Raw genomic sequence first — 17,070 nt, 5'->3', positions numbered from 1 at the left:
GGCAGCAATATGCCGACCACTCGTACAGTTCGCAACTCCTTGACCGTCCTGGCCGGCGTCGCGCTGCTCGGCTCGGTCACGGTGGGCGTCGCCGACGCCACTCCTCCCGGCATCCCGTCGGCGGACACCGCGAAGAGCCAGCTCGCCGGCCTCACGGTGAAACCGGACGGTTCGCAGGACGGCTACAGCCGCGACAAGTTCCCGCACTGGATCGACCAGGGCAACAGCTGCAACACGCGCGAGATGGTGCTCAAGCGTGACGGCACGAACGTCCAGGTCGGCTCCGATTGCTATCCGACGTCCGGAAAATGGACCTCGCCCTACGACGGCGCGACCTGGAGCTCTCCGTCCGATGTGGACATCGACCACGTCGTGCCGCTCGCCGACGCGTGGCGCACCGGCGCGTCTTCGTGGACCACCGCGCAGCGCCAGGCCTACGCCAACGATCTGTCCGACCCGCAGCTGATCGCGGTGACCGACAACGTCAACCAGGAAAAGGGCGACAAGTCGCCGGACCAGTGGAAGCCGCCGTCCACCGGATACTGGTGCACCTACGCCAAAATGTGGGTGACGGTCAAGGCCAAGTTCAAGCTCACCGTGAATTCGGCGGAGAAGTCTGCGCTGACGGACATGCTGGGACGCTGCTGACCCGATCAGCCCTACCGCGGGCGCCGCCGCCGTCCTATGGTCCGAACCATGAGGAAGATCACGGCGGCGGTGCTGGCGGTGTTCCTGGTGCTCTGCGGAGCAGTCCCGGCGACGGCGGCGACCGGACGCAGAGTCGTTGTCTACTACCAAACTACGCACCAGAACGGGGCGTACATCTCGCCGTTGGGGCTCACCGACCACGACACCGGCGTCACCGACGTGATCGTCGGAGCCGTGCACCTCAACGACGGCGGAACTATGACGCTCAACGACGATCCGCCGTCGGACGCCAAGTTCACGCAGATGTGGGCCGATCTCGCCACCATGCAAGGCAAAGGCGTGCACGCGCTCGCTTTCGTCGGCGGTGCGGCGAAAGGCAGCTTCCAGCGCCTGGAGCAGGACTTCGACACTTACTATCCGTTGCTGCGCAACCTGATCCGCGACCATTCGCTGTCCGGCATCGACCTCGACGTCGAGGAGCAGATGTCGAACGACGCGCTGAACCGGGTGATCGACGCGCTGCGCAGCGACTTCGGCCCGGACTTTCTGATCACCCTCGCGCCGGTCGCGACCGAACTCAGCGGCGGTGGCGGCCTTTCCGGCCTTGACTACGACCGGCTCTACCGTGAGCGCGGCGACCAGATCTCCTGGTTCAACGCCCAGTTCTACTGCGGCTGGGGCTCGCTGGCGGACACCTCGGGTTACGACCAGATCATCGGCCACGGCGTCGTCCCGGCGAGCAAGGTCGTCGCCGGAACGGTCACGAATCCCGCTAACTGCAACGGGTACGTCGACATGCCGACACTGAAGAACACCGTCGGCAGCCTCGTCCAGAAGTACCCGGACTTCGGCGGCATCGACGGCTGGGAGTACTTCAACTCGCTGCCCGGCGACACCGCCGCACCGTGGGAGTGGGCGCAGCAGATCGCGCCGACGGTCAAGGGTTAGCCAGCCGCAGGATTTCCCTTGCCAGGGCGTCGTTCTGCCGGAACGAGATCGCATTCGTGCGCGGCCGGGTGAAAGCGCCCGCTGATCGGACGCTCGTGTGCGGACCGACCGCGAACCGTCGTGGATGCGTCCCACCGTCCACAGTGACCAGTCGGAAGTCGTTGAGCGACGTGGCAATCCGTCCGGACGGCAACGTTGCGCCGTCGACATCCGGCACGGTTTCCTCGGCCAGCGCACCGGTATCCCGCAGGCTGCGCAACAGCGGATCGGACACTCGCGGGACACTGGCGTCCGGCAGCCGCGCCTCGATCAACGTGCGCGCGGCGACCTTGTCCGGGTGAATGGCGCTCGACGCGACGAACGTCCGGGCCGTCTCGTCAGCGTCGATCGAAATGTCCGCGCCAAGGAACGACACGACGCCTGCGTCTTCGAGCGCGAGCAGTTCGTCGAGCCGACGCGGTGGCGGACCGCTTGCGTAATAAGAGAAAAAGCCGTGGAACCAGCCGTCCATATCGGACACTTGGGAAGCGGCGGTCAGCCGTCCGGTCGAGAGCAGCGTGGGCAGCTGACCTATCACCGACAGCAGTGCCATGAACGCGCCGAGGTCCGCGCTGTGGTGCACATCCGCTCGCCGCGCGAGGTCGGACTCGATGTATTTCCGCACCGCTTTCCCGAATTCCTCACCGGAATCGAAGCGGCGGCCAGCGAACGGACGGTCCAGCCGCTCCAGGTCGAGCCGATCTTCCAGCGCAGGCACGGCAGCCGCGATCAGATCGTCCATTTCGGACGTTCCCCACGGCAGGTCGGCGAATTTGTCCGCGAAGACCGCGAAATCCGTGCGCACGCGGTCCGGATGTCCCGTGAACAGCTCGGTGTAATACGCCCAGGCGAGTTCCTTGGCGATCAACGGCCACACGTCCGCCCGGAAGTCGAGCGGACCGGTCAGGCCGTCGATGGCGCGCTTGTCAAAGAATCTGGGCAGCTGCAACGGTTTCCCGCGCAGCCGATAGCCGGTTTTCGCGTGATACGGCACCCCGCGCCGGGATCCGACGTGCAGCACCGGTTCGGCACCGCTCGGGCGGTAGCGCAGACCGCCGCACGGCAGCTCCTCGAACCGGCCGCCGCGACCCTCCGTGAGCAACAGCATCAGGTCCACGAACGCCAGGCCGAAACCGCGTACTAGCACCGGTTCTCCGGCGGGCACGGCGGAGTAATCGACATCCGCGGTGTAGCCAGCGGGGTAGTAGGACAGCTCGTGCTGCTCGGCGAACGCCTCCAGCGCGCGTTCGCGAGAATCGGGGACCGCGTCGAGGTGGCCGACCGTCAGCACCACAGCGTCGGCAGTCACCGTCGTGCCGTCGGAAAGCCGCACGGTCTCGTCGTTGTCGATGCTCTCGGCCGTGGCGAGGTGCTCGATCACCGTGATTTCGGGCGGCAATTCGGCCACGACCTTGCGGTAGAACCACTCCAGGTACCGGCTCTGCAACCGCCGGGTCGGGAAATCCGTGGAGGCCAGTGCCTCGAACTCGGCGCGGACGTCGTCCGGCACCGGATACGCGAGGGTGCCCGCGCGCACCTGCCGCACCCACTCGATCAGCGACGGACCCGGCCGCACCGGGCCGTCGATCCGGACGGTGTCGTCGGTGAACACGGTGACGTCCTCGGGCATCGAGTTCATCCGCAGCAGCGGCGACTGCTCGTACCGCCACACGCGGCCGGGGCCGGGCGGGAACGGGTCGATGAGGTGGACTTCGGCTTGCCGGTCGCCGAGCAGTTCGGCGGCGTTCGCGGACAGCCGTTCGAGGACGCCGACCCCGCGAGGTCCGGCGCCCACGATGGCGAGCGTGAACGTCGGGAGAGCGATCACCCGGGCGAAGCTACGCGGCCGGGTGGCCGGGCGGCGGCCGTTCCACTCTGCGGACGTCCGACCCGAACGGATGTGTCACAAACCACAAAGATCGAACAGACCCCGGAGGAGAGTGCGGAGCGCTATCGTCTGGACACGTGGCGAACTGACCGTGACCTGACGGATACCGGCGAAAGAACCTAGAGAATCACCAACAGTCACGAGACACTGAGCTTGGCAACTCACTTCGTGTGACCGGCCCGTGACCAGGAGGATCTAGGGTCACCCGTTGGTCACTAGTGCGGCACAGTCCGCACACAGCAGCGGGGAGAACACGCATGACGACAGCACCACACCGGGTCACGTTCCGCGAGGTGTTCGGAGTCGCCGAGTTCCGCGCGATGTGGTTCGGCGAACTGCTGTCGATCGCCGGTGACCAGCTTGCCCGGGTCGCGTTGTCCGTCCTCGTCTACGCCAACACGGGTTCCGCGACGCTGACCGGCCTCACCTACGCGCTCACGTTCTTCCCGTCGCTGCTGGGCGGCATCTTCCTCACCGGATTCGCCGACCGCTTCCCTCGCCGGGCGGTCATGGTCACTGTCGACCTCACGCGCGCGGCATTGATTCTGTGCGTTGCGATTCCCGGGCTGCCGTTCTGGGCGCTATGCGTGCTCGTCGGATGTGTTTCGCTGCTGAATCCGCCGTTTAAGGCGTCTCAGTTGGCGTTGCTGCCGCAGGTGCTCGAAGGCGACCGTTTCGTGGTCGGCATGGGCATCCGGAGCATGACGGTCCAATCCGCGCAGCTGCTCGGTTTCGCCGGCGGTGGCGCGCTGCTGCTCACGATGGACGCCCGCCTCGCCCTGGTGCTCGACGCGGGCACGTTCCTGCTCTCCGCGCTCTTCCTCCGCTTCGGACTGAAATCCCGTCCCGCCGCGGCCAGCGGGGAAAAGCGCAAGCCGTTCCTCTCCTCGCTGAGCGCCGGCGGCAAGGTCGCCTTCGCGACCAGTGCGTTGCGGTCCCTGATGGTCTTCACGTGGCTCGCCGGCCTGATGCCGGTGTACGAGGGCATTGCCGCGCCGTACGTCGCTTCCTCGGGCGGCGGGTCCGAAATGATCGGCTTCCTGCTCGCCGCCGACCCGGTGGGCAGCGTGATCTTCACGTTCATCTACACGCGCTGGGTGCCCGCCGGAATCCGGCCGAAGCTGATCGGCCCGATGACCGCGCTCGCCGCGATCCCGCTGCTGCTCTGTTTCCTGCAGCCGGGCGCGATCGTCTCGGTGATCCTGTTCGTGATCTCCGGCGGCTTCGGCACGATCGCGCTGCTGCAGGCGACGGCGTCGCTGACGGTCGCGGTTCCGGACGAGAGCCGGGCGCAGACGATGGGGCTGTCGAACACCGGATTGACCACGACGATGGGCGTGACGCCGTTGATCGGCGGGGTCATCGCGGATCACGTGAGCGCGCAGACGACCGTCGGGATCTTCGGACTGGCCGGGCTGCTCATCACGATTCCGCTCGCGATCGCGTGGCAGCGGACCGTTTCCGGGCAGGCTGAAGACGGGTCTGCGAAGGAAGCCACACGCGCCGAACATGCCTGACTACCCCGACATGCCCCGCGCGTGAGGCTCTGACCTGCGCGACCTTGCGGTGCTGCTACGCGGTCACTGTTCCTTGCTGCGCATCGCTGGTCACCCTTCATCCGGCGTGTTCGGGAAAAATGTACACACCTAAGGCCCTTGTGGACAGGCGGCAAACGGTCTGAAACTGTGAGTAAGGCGAGTGTCACTGGAGATCCGCGCAAGACCCGGGGGGAAGAATGGTCACATTGGGGGAATTTTCTGGGCTGGGGCTGCGCGATGCGGTTTCCCGGTGGTCGCTCTGGACTCGGCCGCGGCAGTGGGTCGCGGTCACGCTGACGAGCATGGCCGTCACGGCGGTGCTCACGGTGGTGAGCACGCTGGTGTTCCCGGTCAGCCTCGGCCAGATCGGGATCCTGGGCATGCTCGCCGGCCTGGCGATCGCGCAGACCGAGGTCACGCGGCAGATCGAGCGGCAGCGCCGGATGTTGAGCCAGGGCCCGCACATCACCGTGACCTCGGTGTGGCTGCTTCCGGCGGCGCTGCTGGTGCCGCCGCAGCTGGTGGCCGCGCTGGGCGTGATCATCTACGTCTACCTGGCCTTCCGCAGCTGGAACGGCACGCGCCCCGGTGAGGCGCACCGCGTCGCGGCCAACGCGACCACGATGATCCTGTCCGGTTTCGGCGCGGCGCTGGCCGGACATCTCGCGAACGGCCACAGCGTCACCACCGTGGTGGCGGGCGCGCTCGGCTATTTCCTCGTCAACACCGCCCTGACCGGCCTTGGTCTGTACCTGACCGACCCGGCGAAGGCGACGGCCGAGTCCTGCCTCGGCACGATGGACGACAACCTGCTGGAGCTGGCGACCCTGTGCGTCGGCGGGCTGCTGGTGATGGTGCTGAGCCAGGAACCGCTGCTGTCGGTGCTGGTGATCCTGCCGCTGTACGTGCTGCAGCGGTCGATGCTGATCAAGCGGCTCGAGGAACTCGCGACCACGGACCAGAAAACGCAGCTGCTCAACGCCACCACGTGGCAGGAAGGCGCGCAGCGCGAGATTTCCCGTGCCGAGCGCGAGAACGGCAGCTTCGGCGCGCTGATGATCGACCTCGACCACTTCAAACGGATCAACGACACTTACGGCCACCTGGCGGGCGATGACGTGCTCAAAGCCGTTGCCGCCGTAGTGAAACAGGAGACCCGGGCGCACGATCTCGTCGGCCGGTTCGGCGGCGAGGAGTTCGTCGCGCTGCTGCCGTCGACGTCGAAAGAGGACGCGATCGTGACGGCGGAGCGGATCCGGCAGCGCATCAGCGAGCTGGTGATTCCCACGCAGACGAACGAAGGCGTGGCGGTCGCGATCGAAAACCGCACCGCGTCGATCGGGGTGGCGGCGTTCCCGCTGGACGGGACAAGCATCGAGGAAGTGATGGCCGCGGCCGACGCCGCGGTGTATGCGGCGAAGAACAGCGGCCGAAATCGCGTAGTCGGCTCGGTAACCCCAATCCGGGAACTCGCGGCGGTCGCCTGACGACCTCGGACCCGGCCGGCACCCTCCCCCGGCCGGCCGGGTCCATCCTTCGTCTGTCAGCGCGGCTCAGTCCAGCTCGCCGCAGAGGAGCTCGATGGCTTCTGCTTGCCTGAGGCGATCACCTTGCGTTCCACGGCTTTGGCGACCAAGGCATCGAAGGATTCATTTCGGAACTTGGTCACGTCCTCGCGGATCTCTCCCCCTGGCCCTTCGGGATGCCGGGGACGTCCGTGCAACCCCTTGCGCAGTTCGTCAGGTTCACAACCGCACGCAACTCCGTCGTCCATCGCCATTCGCGCGCGAGTCAACCGAACATGGACAAGCTTCTCGACGACGCCGTGGCTGGCCTCGACGAACTTTCGACGGCTTGACCGTACGACTGTCACCTCGTCCCCGAGGACCACCAAGCAACAATGCCAAGAGTGCCACCCACGACGTCCGGAAATTCGAAAGTGACTCCTGCACCGCTCACCGGGATTCGCCCAGCCCGCGCCGACGAACTCCCCGCCGTCGCCGCGTTGCGCTGGCGCTGGGTCGCCGACCGCGACGGCCTCCCGGAACGCGATCGGGCCGCCTTCGTGCGCGAGTTCGCCGCCTGGGCTCGCGAGCACGCCGAAACGCATCGTTGTCTGGTGGCGGTGCGGGACGAGCAAGTGCTCGGGATGGCGTTTCTCGCCCTCACCCCCAGAGTGCCGACGCCGCATGACTTTTCGCGGATCTGCGGCGACGTGCAATGCGTGTACGTCGTGCCGGAAGCACGCGACAGCGGCGTTGGCGGGCTCCTGATCGAGGCGACGCTTCGGCTGGCCGCGGAATTCGGGCTGGAGCGGGTGACCGTGCACTCCTCGGAACGCGCGATACCGGCCTATGTGCGGCACGGCTTCTCGGTGTCGAAGAACCTGCTCCAAAGCGAACTGCGGATCGCGACCGACGTCCCGGCTAACCGAACGTATTCCTAGGCCCCTCCGTGGTTTTCCCCTGCGCGAGCTCCCGGAACTGCTGTGCGGTGTGCTGCACGAACGCCGCCGATCGGCGGGAGTCCAGGGAGAAATCGCGAATCCGGTCCGCGACCTCGCAGTAGGTGTCGTTCCCCTCGTCGAGGAGGAAGGCCCCCGAGTGCTGGTGCTCGAAGTAGACGATCGGATCGCCGACCTCCACGTGGTACACGCAAAACCGCCCGGCCAGTCCCGAATGCCCGCCGCTGCTGCCGGGCACGACGCGGACCGACAGCTTCGCCGACGTCGCCATCAGGTCGGCGAGAAACCGCAGCTGCCGGGCCATCGTCGAAGGCCCGCCGATCGGATTGCGCAACGCCGCCTCGCCCAGCAGCACCTCGCACGGGATCGCGCCGGGGCCGACCACCAGCGGACGGCGCATCATCCGGAGCTCCGCCTGGCGTTCCGCGTCCTTCAGCGGCAATCCGTCCGCGAGAAACAGCGCCCGCGCGTAATCCGGGATCTGCAGCAGCCCGGGTATCAGGAGCGGCTGCCATTCGACGACCGACGTCGCGGCGCGTTCGCAGGCGAGCAGCCCGCCGAGGTGGTCCGGGTCGGACTGCTTGCCGCGGGCGACCCAGCCCGGTTCGGCGGTGCCGCGCGCCAGTTGCAGGATCCGCTGTTTCTCCGCGCCCACGACGCCGAGCGCGCCGAGGATGCCCGCGACGTCCTCCAGCGCGGGAACCCGTTGTCCCAGCTCCCAGTTCGACACCAGGGCGGGGTTGGTGCCGACTCGCCGGGCGAGTTCGCGCAGTCCGAAACGGGCGTCGACCCTGGCCTCGCGCAGTGCGGTGCCGAGGGTGCGGATCCGGGGGGTGAGCATGGCCGTGCCTCGCATGGCCGCCTTTGTAGGTGTCACCAAATGCGAACACCTCTAGCTGTCACCCGAAGGTGGGCAACGGGCCGGTCGCGCCCGGGTTTTCCGGGGCGCGACCGGCGGCCCGTGTCACTTCGAACCGGTCACTTCAACCCGGTCGCCTCGGCCGCGGCCGGGTCGGAGTCGGCGAGGAACGTCTTGCACCGTTCGTACTCCTCGGATTCGCCGATGCGGCCCGCAGCGGTGCCGAGCACAGCGAGCGCGCGCAGGAAACCCTGATTCGGCCGGTGTGCCCACGGCACCGGGCCGAAGCCCTTCCAGCCGGCGCGGCGCAACTGGTCAAGGCCGCGGTGGTAGCCGGTGCGGGCGTAGGCGTACGCGGCGACGGTCTCGCCGTCGGCGAGCGCGCGTTCGGCGAGCGTGGCCCAGGCCTCGCTGTACTCGGGGTGTTCGGCGGCCACGGCGGACGGGTCCGTCCCGGAGTCGAGCGCGGCCTGCGCTTCGGTGTGCTCGGGCAGCAGCGTGGGCTCGGGGCCCAGCAGGTTGTGCGTCATGCCGCCATTGTGCCCACGCTGCCCTCGGTCAGAGGAACAGGCTGGTCAGCACGCCTCCGCCGGCCAGCACGAGGGCTGCGATCAGCACGGCGGCGACGGCTCGTTTCGGCATCATGGGCCGACACCCTGCCGTGCCCGGCCGGGCGGGGGCAAATCCGCCACCCGTAGGGGTGAACCCCGGTTTTTGCCCCTTCTCCCGCCGCGGGGTCTTGCGGCAGTGGATGATGGCGCCTATGACGAAGGCGGTTGAAGACGTCGCCGGCCCCACGGTCCCGCGCGGGCCGGTGGGCAAGACCAGGCTTTTCTTCGCGACGCACTGGCACCGCGGCGCACCGGGAGCACCGACTCCGGCGTGGGTGCTGCGGTTCTGTTACGGCATGTGGCTGACCGCGTTCGCGTTCAAGCTCGTCGGGTCGTCGTGGGACATGTCGTGGCACTTCAAGTGGCTGCGCGACGACCTCGCCCCGCCGCACCTGATCAACACCGTCGGCACGGTGATCATCATCGTGCTGGTGGCGATCCACAGCTACACCGGCCTCGGCTGCGACCGGCGCTCGCTGCGGCTCATGCAGGCCGGGCTGATCGTGTTCCTGGTCGCCGCGCCGCTCGACGTGATCAACCACCGCGTGAACGGCCTCGACCTGACCGCGTGGAGCCCGTCGCACATGATGCTGTACCTCGGCACCGGCATCATGCAGGCGGGCGTCCTGCTCGGCTGGCTGCGGCTGGCCCCGCCGGGCCGCTTCCGCACCGGGGTGCTGCTCGCGCTGTGGGCGTTCTTCCTGGAGAACACCTTCTTCCCGAACGGACAGCAGGAGTACGGCATCCTCGGCTTGCGGGCCTGGGAACGCGGCACGCCCGAGGCGGAGCCGACGCTGCTTTCCTTCGCCGCCAACCAGATCGGCCACCCGGTCGACCGGGCCGCGGTGGTGCACTTCACGATGCCGATCCCGGAGTGGGTGTATCCGCTGTGGGGGATCGGGGTTTCTGCGCTGATCCTCGTGCTGGCGCGCAAGACCGTCGGACGGCGCTGGGCCGCGCTGACCGTGGCCGGCGCGTATGTCGCCTACCGGTGCGTGATGTGGCCGCTGCTGCTGGCGCTGGGCTTCCCGGTGTCGACGGTGCCGTTCTATCTGCTGGCTGTCGGGGTCGCGGTGGATCTGGCCTTCCTGCTGCCGCGGCCTGCGGTGTCGGGGGCGGTTCTGGTGACGGTGCTCGGGTACGGCGCGTTCTGGGTGCAGTCACAGTTGCGGCCTTGGCTGCTCGGGGAGCAGCAGACTGAGTCGGCACCGCCCGTGGCGTATTGGACGGCTTTGGTCGCTGTGGTGGCGGTGTTCGCGTTGTGGGCTGGGGCTGGTCCGGCGAAGGAATGGTGGGCTTCGCGGCGCGCGGTCGCGGCGTAACGCGGAGGTTCGGTGGGACTCAGCGCGCATGCCCGGCGGCAGGTCCAGCAGCAGGCCACGAAGCTGATCGCGGAGCGGTTCCGGGATCCTTTGCGGCGCAATACGTTGGCCGGGCTGCTGGAGCGGACCGCCGAAGGCTGGCACCTGGCGGTGCGCACCGGGGACCCGGGAACCGCCGATGCCTTCCTGATCGGGCGCGCCGGGGTGTTCGCAGTTGTTGTCACCGATCCGCCTCCGGACGAAGCGGCGATGCGCGAGGTGGCCCGGGACGCCGAAGAACGGTTCGCCGGGCTGCCCGGCCCGGGCGGGCAGCGCATCGCCCGGAGCGCGGTGACCCTGGTCGCGATCGGCGGCTCGGGGTCTCGGCCGGGGGCCGCCGGGCCGTTCTGGTCGTTGCCCGCGGCCAAACTGGACCAGCTCTTCCGGCGCGACACGGTGCATCTGACCGCTCGGCAAGCCGCCAGGATCGCTTCGGGGCTCGCTTCGCGGTTGGGTGGCTACGAGTGGCTGACGATCGCGGCTCCGGAGAAGGAGACCGGGTCGTTCGAGCTGCTGTCGGCGGAGAGCGTCGCGGATGACCAACTGCTCGCGGCGGTGGAGCGGCCGTTCGAGACGTGGATGACGTTCCTCCATCCCGACCAGGCGGCATTGGCGTCGCGCAACTACTCGGGCCCGGCGCGGATCAGCGGTCCGGCCGGGACCGGGAAGACTGTGGTCGCGCTGCACCGGATGCGGCACGTCGGACGCCGGAGCACCGGTCCGCTGCTGTTCACGACGTTCGTACGCACTCTTCCGCCGGTCAACGAGACCACGTTCCGGCGGCTGGCTCCGGAGCTCGCGGACCGGGCGGAGTTCGTCAGCCTGCACGCGTGGGCCCGGGCGTTTCTCGGGCGGCGCGGTATCGAGCTGAACACCAATCCGCGGCTCACCAAGGACGCGTTCGCGCGCGCTTGGAAGGAGCATCGCGAGCCCCTTGAGCGGCTGGGGCCGAATTACGACTACTGGGAGACCGAGGTCCAGCGCGTCATCAAGGGCCAGGGCATCGCGACGCTGGAGAAGTACCAGTCCATCCACCGTGCTCGACGAGGGCTCCGGCTGGATCGCGGCCAGCGCTCGAAGGTCTGGCAGCTGTACGAGACCTACTCGCGAAATCTGGCCGCCAACGGGTTGTCCGACTTTCACGACCTGTTGTCCCGGGCCGGCGCTGAACTCGAACGGCAGCCTCTCGAAGAGCCGTATGCGTCTGTCGTGGTTGACGAAGCGCAGGACATGACACTGACCGGTCTGCGGCTGTTGCGCACGATCGCCGGCGACGGCCCGAATCAGCTGCTGCTCGTCGGCGACGGACAGCAGCAGGTCTACCCCGGTGGCTGGCGGCTGTCCGACGCGGGGATCCCGATCCAGGGCCGCGGCGAGGTGCTCAGGGTCAACTATCGCAACCGCGCGGGCATTCTCGACTTCGCTCGGCGGATCAACGCGGTGGACGATTTGGACGGTGCGGCGGGGGTCGCGCTGCGCGACGCGGATTCGGTCAACGAGGGCGGCGTTGTGCGGTCGTGGACCGGTACGCAGGCCGAGCTTCCGGGCGCGCTGACTGCCGCCGTCCACGAGCTGACCATTCCGCGCGGCGAGACAGCGCTGATCACCTTCAGCAATGCGGATGCTGAGCTATGCCGACGGTTCCTGGAAGCTGCGGGGATTCCTGCGCGTGCTCTCGAACGTTACGTCGGGGAAGCCGAGGATCGGCTGCACGTCGGGACCGTGCACCGGGCGAAGGGCCTCGACTTCCGCGCGGTGCTGGTTGTCCAGTTGCCGCATCCTTCGCCGGAAGACCCTGCGGAGCAAGAGGAACAGCGCGAGTTGCTCAGCCGGCAACGACTTGTGGCTGCGACCCGGGCGCGGGATTTTCTGTGGTGGGGCGTCGTACCATCCTAACTGGACAGAAGGCGGCGGTAGTAGTCGGTGGCCGGTTTGATGCCGTGGTCCGGGTCGGCGTTGTACAGCCCGTCCGGGCCTTTCGGGCCGAAGCTGTACGGCTGGTACAGCGTCGCGCAGGATGATTCGGTCTCGGAAAGTCGTTGCCAGCGTTGCCATTCCGCGTCGTAGCGGGCCAGGTGGTAGCGCATGACCGCTTTGTTGTACCCGCCGGCGTAGCCGCGCAGCATTACTTCCCAGCCGTGGTGCACGACGCGGTGCCAGGATTGGCCGTAGCGCGCGGAGACTCGCAGGTACGTCCGGTCGGCGTGATCGCGCAGCGGGAGCGTGCCGGAAAGCACGACGATTTCGTCCCACATCCGGGCCGCTTGGGCTTTCTCGGCGAGCACCGGTTCGACCCGTCCCTTTGCGATGATTGCATCGTAATCGCTGGTCAGGTCCTTGTCGGAGCCGCCGAGAAACTGGTCGCGGGTCCACATCAGCCTGCCCATCGGGTGCACCACGCTGTAGTGCCCGCGCAGTACGGCCGCCGCCGATAGCAACGCTAGCCGACGGAAGCGGCGGACTTGGTCGCCGCGCAAGCCGAGCCGTGTCGTCGCGTATTCGGTGAACGCGCCTTCCTCGCCGAGGCCGGTGTCGCGGGCCCAGCGGGCGATCACCCAGGCGTTGAGGTCGCACCACAATTCGTTGTGGAGATACGGTCCGCGCCATCCGCCGCCGCGGGACCAGGTCCAGATTCCGGCGATGATCGGATTGCCGGCTACCTCGGCGAGCCCGATCGGGCCGGTCCGCGGTTGGGTGCGGAATTCTTCGAAACCGTTGACCACGCCGTCGATCACGTAATTCGGGAACGCGCCCTTTCCCTCGTACTCGCGCTGGCATTCCACTTCGATGATCTGCCGGTGTTTTCCGACGCCGATGGTGCGGTTGAACGGGATGGTCCGCCAGAAGTCCTTCGCGGTGTGCTTGATCGAGAAGACCAGGTTTTCGTGCGTTTCGACCTGGTCGGTCACCTGCCGGTAGAAGTCCGGGTCGCTGGTCAGTTTGTCGCTGCCGGTGGACCAGGTGCGGTAGAAGACCCGCTTGCCGCGCAAGCACATCTCGTCGCGTAGGATGCCGAGCAGCGTCAGATGGCTCGTGGCGCCGTTGGTGATCGGGTTGTTTCCGGTGTGGAATGGCACGTTCTGCACGTAGGTCTCGCCGGTGCGCACGACAATTCCGTCCAGGCCGGGGAAACGTGCGCAGATCTCGCGCAGCATCAGTCGGTGGATATGCTGGGTGAGCGGACGGTCGAAGCTGATTCTGCCTTTGCTGTCGAGGATTTGGTCGCCGTACAGCTCGACCAGTCGCTTCGGCAGCACGATGATGTCGGTGAAGAAATACGCCGCGATGCCCGCCGCGTGCGCTCGCGCGATGTGTGCGTCGATCTTCTTCGCCGTCGCTTCAACCCAGGCGCGCCCCGGTGAGTTCTCCGGGAAAATTCGCTCGTCGAACGTGTCGAAGGTGATCGCGGTTTGCGGCGGGGTGAACTCGTTGATCACCTGACCGTCGTAGCCGTAGCTCTTCAGCGTCGCGGGATCGTTGAAGCGACTGGAAAACAGCGGCTCACCGGGGTTGTTCTGAACCATGTCGAGCAGGAACGGCAACCGTCGGCCTGGCTTCGGATCGGCGAACGCGGTCCCCGCGGTGGCAGCCAGTGCTGCAAGGGCTACCCCGCCGCGCAACGCCGTCCGCCGACTGGTTTCCCATGCTGCGCCCATGACAGCCACCTATCAATAGATCTGATGTATTCGCTCGACCATAAGAAGGGCACCCGGTCGAGTCAATCGGCCAACTGTCGCGTTCATGCTTGTGAACAACTGTCTTGACCAGACAGGATGCTTGCCGGTCACCCCGCCGAGCTGGTACCCCTGAAAGACCAATACATCCGATGACCGCCGCCGCAACCGGGAGTGGATGCGTCATGGACCAGGCAGGCCTCAGCCGCCGCAGCCTACTCGCCGCGGCGGCCGCCGCCGGGCTGCTCGGACTCACCGCGACCCCGGCATCCGCCGCCTCCGCCGCCATCCCGTGGTACCGCTGCGCCAAATTCGGCATCTTCATCCACTGGGGCGTTTACTCAGCCGCGGCTTGGGGCGACGCCAAACACGCCGCCGAGTGGTACCTGTACGCCATGAACGTCACGGATCCCGCGCGCGGCACCGGAACCCGTGACCACCACCTGAAAACCTACGGCGCGGACTTCGCGTACGACCAGTTCATCCCGCGCTTCACCGCCCGCCGCTACAACCCGCACTCCTGGGTACGCCTGTTCGAACAAGCCGGAGCCCGGTATTTCGTCCTGACCTCCAAACACCACGACGGTTTTCAGCTATTCCGCAATACCGCGTCCGACCGCAATTCCGTCCGCCTCGGCCCAGGCCGCGACCTGGTCGGCGAACTCTTCTCCGCGGCCGCACACTCCCGCCTCAAGCGCGGCCCCTACTACTCACTGGGCGAGTTCTACAACCCCGCGCTCGACACTGCCCCCAGAAACCCTTACACCGGCACGGAAATCCCCTACACCGGCTACCGCCCAGTCACCGACTACGTGACACAATACGAGCACGCACACCTGAAAACCCTGATCGGCCAGTACGACCCGGATATCCTCTGGGCAGACGGCCAGGGCTACCACGAGTTCGGCGGCGGCCCGATCTTCCGGCCGAAGACGTGGGACTGGCGCAGCGACGAAATCCTGTCCTACTACTACCGGCACGCCGCCGACCGCCCGCGCCCGAAGAGCGTACTGGCAAACGACCGCTTCGAAGCGTCACACGCGGATTTCGCGACTGTGGAAGGGGATAACAAGAAGTACGTCCTGCGGCCTGATCCGTGGGAAGCCTGCCTGAACATCGGAAAGTCCTGGGGTTACAACGAAAACGAGGATCCGGCGAAGATCAAATCCTCCGTACAGCTGATCCGCCTGCTCGCCGAAGTGGTGAGCAAAAACGGAAACCTGCTGCTCAACATCGGCCCCCGCGAGGACGGCACGATCGCGGACTGGATGAGTTCGCGCCTGCTGGACATGGGCCGCTGGCTACGCCTGTACGGCCGCGCGATCTACGGTTCGACTCCGTGGATTCGAGCAATGGACGGCGACCTCTGCTACACGCGGACGCGGGGCGCGTTCAACCTGATCCCGCTCCATTGGCCGGGCACGCGGCTTCTTGTGCCGGGGGATGTTCCGATCAACGACCGGTCACGAATCCGCTTGCTGGGAGGGCATTCCCGACCGTTGGCGTGGACGCGGACGGCGGAGGGGATCGTGATTGACCTGCCTCGACGTCGGACGGATGACTTCACGGAGGAATTCCCGGCGGTGCTCTCGGTGACGGATTGGTGATCGGACCGTTCACCAGCCGCGTTCACGCCACTCGGGAAGCTTCGGACGTTCCGCACCCAGCGTGGAATCGCCGCCGTGCCCCTGGTAAAACCACGTCTCATCCGGCAACTCCCCGAAGATCTTCTCCTCCACGTCCTTAAGCAACGACGCAAACCGGGCCGGGTCCTTCTCCGTGTTCCCGATTCCGCCCGGAAACAGCGAGTCGCCGGTGAAGACGTGCGGAAACCCTTCCGGGTCGCGGTAAACGAGCGCGATGCTGCCGGGCGAATGGCCGACGAGGTGCCGCGCCGTCAGCTCGACCTCGCCGACTCGGATGGTGTCGCCGTCCGATGCGTGCCTTGATCCCGTCGATGTCGTCGCGGCCAGCCTAAGTTCGGGCACCGGTTGCCTCCGCGACTTCCGCGAGCACGATCCAATGGTCCCAATGCTGGTGCGTCGTCACGATCGACGCGAGACCGTCGTCGCCGGCCAGGGTGAGCAGGGTTTGCGGGTCGGCGGCCGCGTCGATGAGCAACTGTTCGCCGGTGGCGCGGCAGCGCAGCAGGTAAGCGTTGTTGTCGATCGTGCCGACCGAGACTTTCGAGATGGTCAAGCCACTGGTCTCCCGCACGTCAGCGGGGCCGCCGGTGGTCACTACTCCGGTGTAGGCCATGGAGTTCCTCCCTCGTCACGGTCCAGCCAACCGATGCGGTGCAAAGCCGTCAACCAGGGCAGTCCATTCTCCGAACTGATCAAAACGATTGCGCGCGGCCGAGCAACCTTCCCGAGCAAACGGAAACACTTGATCAGACGAGTCAGTACGCGCTGTCGTCAGTCCAGTCAGTCTGTGAGAAATCCTCCTCATCGTCGGCTGCTGGTCGCGGCCGCTGGCGGGCCTTACGTGGTTGTCCGGGCTCCGCTCCAGCAGCAGGCTCGGGCGGCCGCGGGTCCCCCTGAGCAACGCCGGTTCCGGTCATTGGTTCGGCGGGCCCCTGTGCCTCAGGGATCGGCGTTCCGTTCGGCCATACGCAAGGTGAAGTGCTGGTGAGGAACAAGCCACCTTGCGGGTTAGCTTCAAGCGCCATACGAAAACTGTCCGCGTTGTTCTCGACCCAGAGGTACTCGTTCGGCGGATTGTTGTCGAGCACCCGGAAGTTGTGGTTCTGCCACCAGGTGCGAAGGGCGTCGAAATACGCGGGGATCTTGTCCTTCGCCAGCCCTTCGACCTGGTAGGTCCGACTGGCGAGAACCCTGTTCTTGGGACCGTTGTCGCTAGGGTCGTTGCAGTCGCCCCGCTGTTCCGATGCGAACAACGAGTACCGAGCCTCCGCGGGCAGCGCTTCGCGTGCCTTCTTCGAGTACTCCTCAACCTGCTGGTTGGCCTGTTCGAGGGTGATCGTTGGTTGCATTCCGTCTCCTCCCGTACCGCACGCGCTCACAGACCACGTCAGGAC

The 17,070-nt window shown here is 66.9% G+C and carries 14 protein-coding genes and 1 pseudogene; 8 read left to right on the top strand and 7 right to left on the bottom strand.

Annotated elements, in window-relative coordinates:
- Positions 1 to 9: 9 nt before the first annotated feature.
- Complete coding sequence (locus ACZ7OI_RS04195; RefSeq protein WP_470262736.1) at positions 10 to 648, top strand: HNH endonuclease family protein; 639 nt, start codon at positions 10 to 12, stop codon at positions 646 to 648.
- A gap of 48 nt (positions 649 to 696) precedes the next feature.
- A complete protein-coding gene (locus ACZ7OI_RS04190; protein WP_470262735.1) occupies positions 697 to 1,596 on the top strand; it encodes a glycosyl hydrolase family 18 protein in 900 nt (299 codons plus the stop codon).
- Here the strand turns inward: ACZ7OI_RS04190 and ACZ7OI_RS04185 are convergent.
- Positions 1,586 to 3,463 (bottom strand): FAD/NAD(P)-binding protein, encoded by a 1,878-nt coding sequence (locus ACZ7OI_RS04185; RefSeq protein WP_470262734.1) that lies wholly within the window; start codon positions 3,461 to 3,463, stop codon positions 1,586 to 1,588. The two genes, ACZ7OI_RS04190 and ACZ7OI_RS04185, sit on opposite strands and share 11 nt — an antisense overlap.
- A gap of 317 nt (positions 3,464 to 3,780) precedes the next feature.
- Here ACZ7OI_RS04185 and ACZ7OI_RS04180 point away from each other — a divergent pair, with 317 nt between their 5' ends.
- Together ACZ7OI_RS04180 and ACZ7OI_RS04175 are read left to right on the top strand one after the other, a co-directional pair.
- Positions 3,781 to 5,040, top strand: a complete 1,260-nt coding sequence (locus ACZ7OI_RS04180; protein WP_470262733.1) for an MFS transporter — start codon at positions 3,781 to 3,783, stop codon at positions 5,038 to 5,040.
- Positions 5,041 to 5,258: 218 nt separating this feature from the next.
- Positions 5,259 to 6,548, top strand: a complete 1,290-nt coding sequence (locus ACZ7OI_RS04175) for a GGDEF domain-containing protein (RefSeq protein WP_470262732.1) — start codon at positions 5,259 to 5,261, stop codon at positions 6,546 to 6,548.
- 56 nt (positions 6,549 to 6,604) lie between these two features.
- On the opposite strand, the gene ACZ7OI_RS04170 is transcribed toward ACZ7OI_RS04175, so the two are convergent.
- Entirely contained in the window at positions 6,605 to 6,952 is a 348-nt protein-coding gene (locus ACZ7OI_RS04170; protein ID WP_470262731.1) for a hypothetical protein, read from the bottom strand.
- A 48-nt stretch (positions 6,953 to 7,000) separates the two neighbouring features.
- Between ACZ7OI_RS04170 and ACZ7OI_RS04165 the strand changes: the two genes are divergently transcribed.
- A complete protein-coding gene (locus ACZ7OI_RS04165; protein WP_470262730.1) occupies positions 7,001 to 7,507 on the top strand; it encodes a GNAT family N-acetyltransferase in 507 nt (168 codons plus the stop codon).
- On the opposite strand, the gene ACZ7OI_RS04160 is transcribed toward ACZ7OI_RS04165, so the two are convergent.
- Both ACZ7OI_RS04160 and ACZ7OI_RS04155 read right to left on the bottom strand, forming a co-directional pair.
- Complete coding sequence (locus tag ACZ7OI_RS04160) at positions 7,488 to 8,381, bottom strand: helix-turn-helix domain-containing protein (protein WP_470262729.1); 894 nt, start codon at positions 8,379 to 8,381, stop codon at positions 7,488 to 7,490. The genes ACZ7OI_RS04165 and ACZ7OI_RS04160 overlap by 20 nt on opposite strands.
- A 122-nt stretch (positions 8,382 to 8,503) precedes the next feature.
- Positions 8,504 to 8,914 carry a DUF3151 domain-containing protein gene (locus ACZ7OI_RS04155; protein ID WP_470262728.1) on the bottom strand — a complete coding sequence of 137 codons (411 nt, stop codon included), beginning with the start codon at positions 8,912 to 8,914 and terminating at the stop codon, positions 8,504 to 8,506.
- Positions 8,915 to 9,147: 233 nt separating this feature from the next.
- Here ACZ7OI_RS04155 and ACZ7OI_RS04150 point away from each other — a divergent pair, with 233 nt between their 5' ends.
- Both ACZ7OI_RS04150 and ACZ7OI_RS04145 read left to right on the top strand, forming a co-directional pair.
- Complete coding sequence (locus ACZ7OI_RS04150) at positions 9,148 to 10,317, top strand: hypothetical protein (protein ID WP_470262727.1); 1,170 nt, start codon at positions 9,148 to 9,150, stop codon at positions 10,315 to 10,317.
- Positions 10,318 to 10,329: 12 nt separating this feature from the next.
- Positions 10,330 to 12,252 (top strand): UvrD-helicase domain-containing protein, encoded by a 1,923-nt coding sequence (locus tag ACZ7OI_RS04145; RefSeq protein WP_470262726.1) that lies wholly within the window; start codon positions 10,330 to 10,332, stop codon positions 12,250 to 12,252.
- Here the strand turns inward: ACZ7OI_RS04145 and ACZ7OI_RS04140 are convergent.
- Positions 12,249 to 14,012 (bottom strand): hypothetical protein, encoded by a 1,764-nt coding sequence (locus ACZ7OI_RS04140; RefSeq protein WP_470262725.1) that lies wholly within the window; start codon positions 14,010 to 14,012, stop codon positions 12,249 to 12,251. The two genes, ACZ7OI_RS04145 and ACZ7OI_RS04140, sit on opposite strands and share 4 nt — an antisense overlap.
- Positions 14,013 to 14,215: 203 nt before the next feature.
- On the opposite strand from ACZ7OI_RS04140, the gene ACZ7OI_RS04135 reads away from it, so the two are divergent.
- Complete coding sequence (locus ACZ7OI_RS04135) at positions 14,216 to 15,637, top strand: alpha-L-fucosidase (RefSeq protein ID WP_470262724.1); 1,422 nt, start codon at positions 14,216 to 14,218, stop codon at positions 15,635 to 15,637.
- 9 nt (positions 15,638 to 15,646) lie between these two features.
- Here ACZ7OI_RS04135 and ACZ7OI_RS04130 read toward each other — a convergent pair.
- Positions 15,647 to 16,289, bottom strand: a pseudogene (locus tag ACZ7OI_RS04130) (MBL fold metallo-hydrolase).
- 142 nt (positions 16,290 to 16,431) lie between these two features.
- Positions 16,432 to 17,025, bottom strand: a complete 594-nt coding sequence (locus ACZ7OI_RS04125) for a hypothetical protein (RefSeq protein WP_470262723.1) — start codon at positions 17,023 to 17,025, stop codon at positions 16,432 to 16,434.
- Between the last annotated feature and the right edge of the window lie 45 nt (positions 17,026 to 17,070).

Source organism: Amycolatopsis sp. NPDC114503, assembly GCF_055633655.1.
The sequence above is the reverse complement of the archived record's forward strand: the minus strand, read 5'-3'. Positions and strand labels throughout refer to the sequence as shown.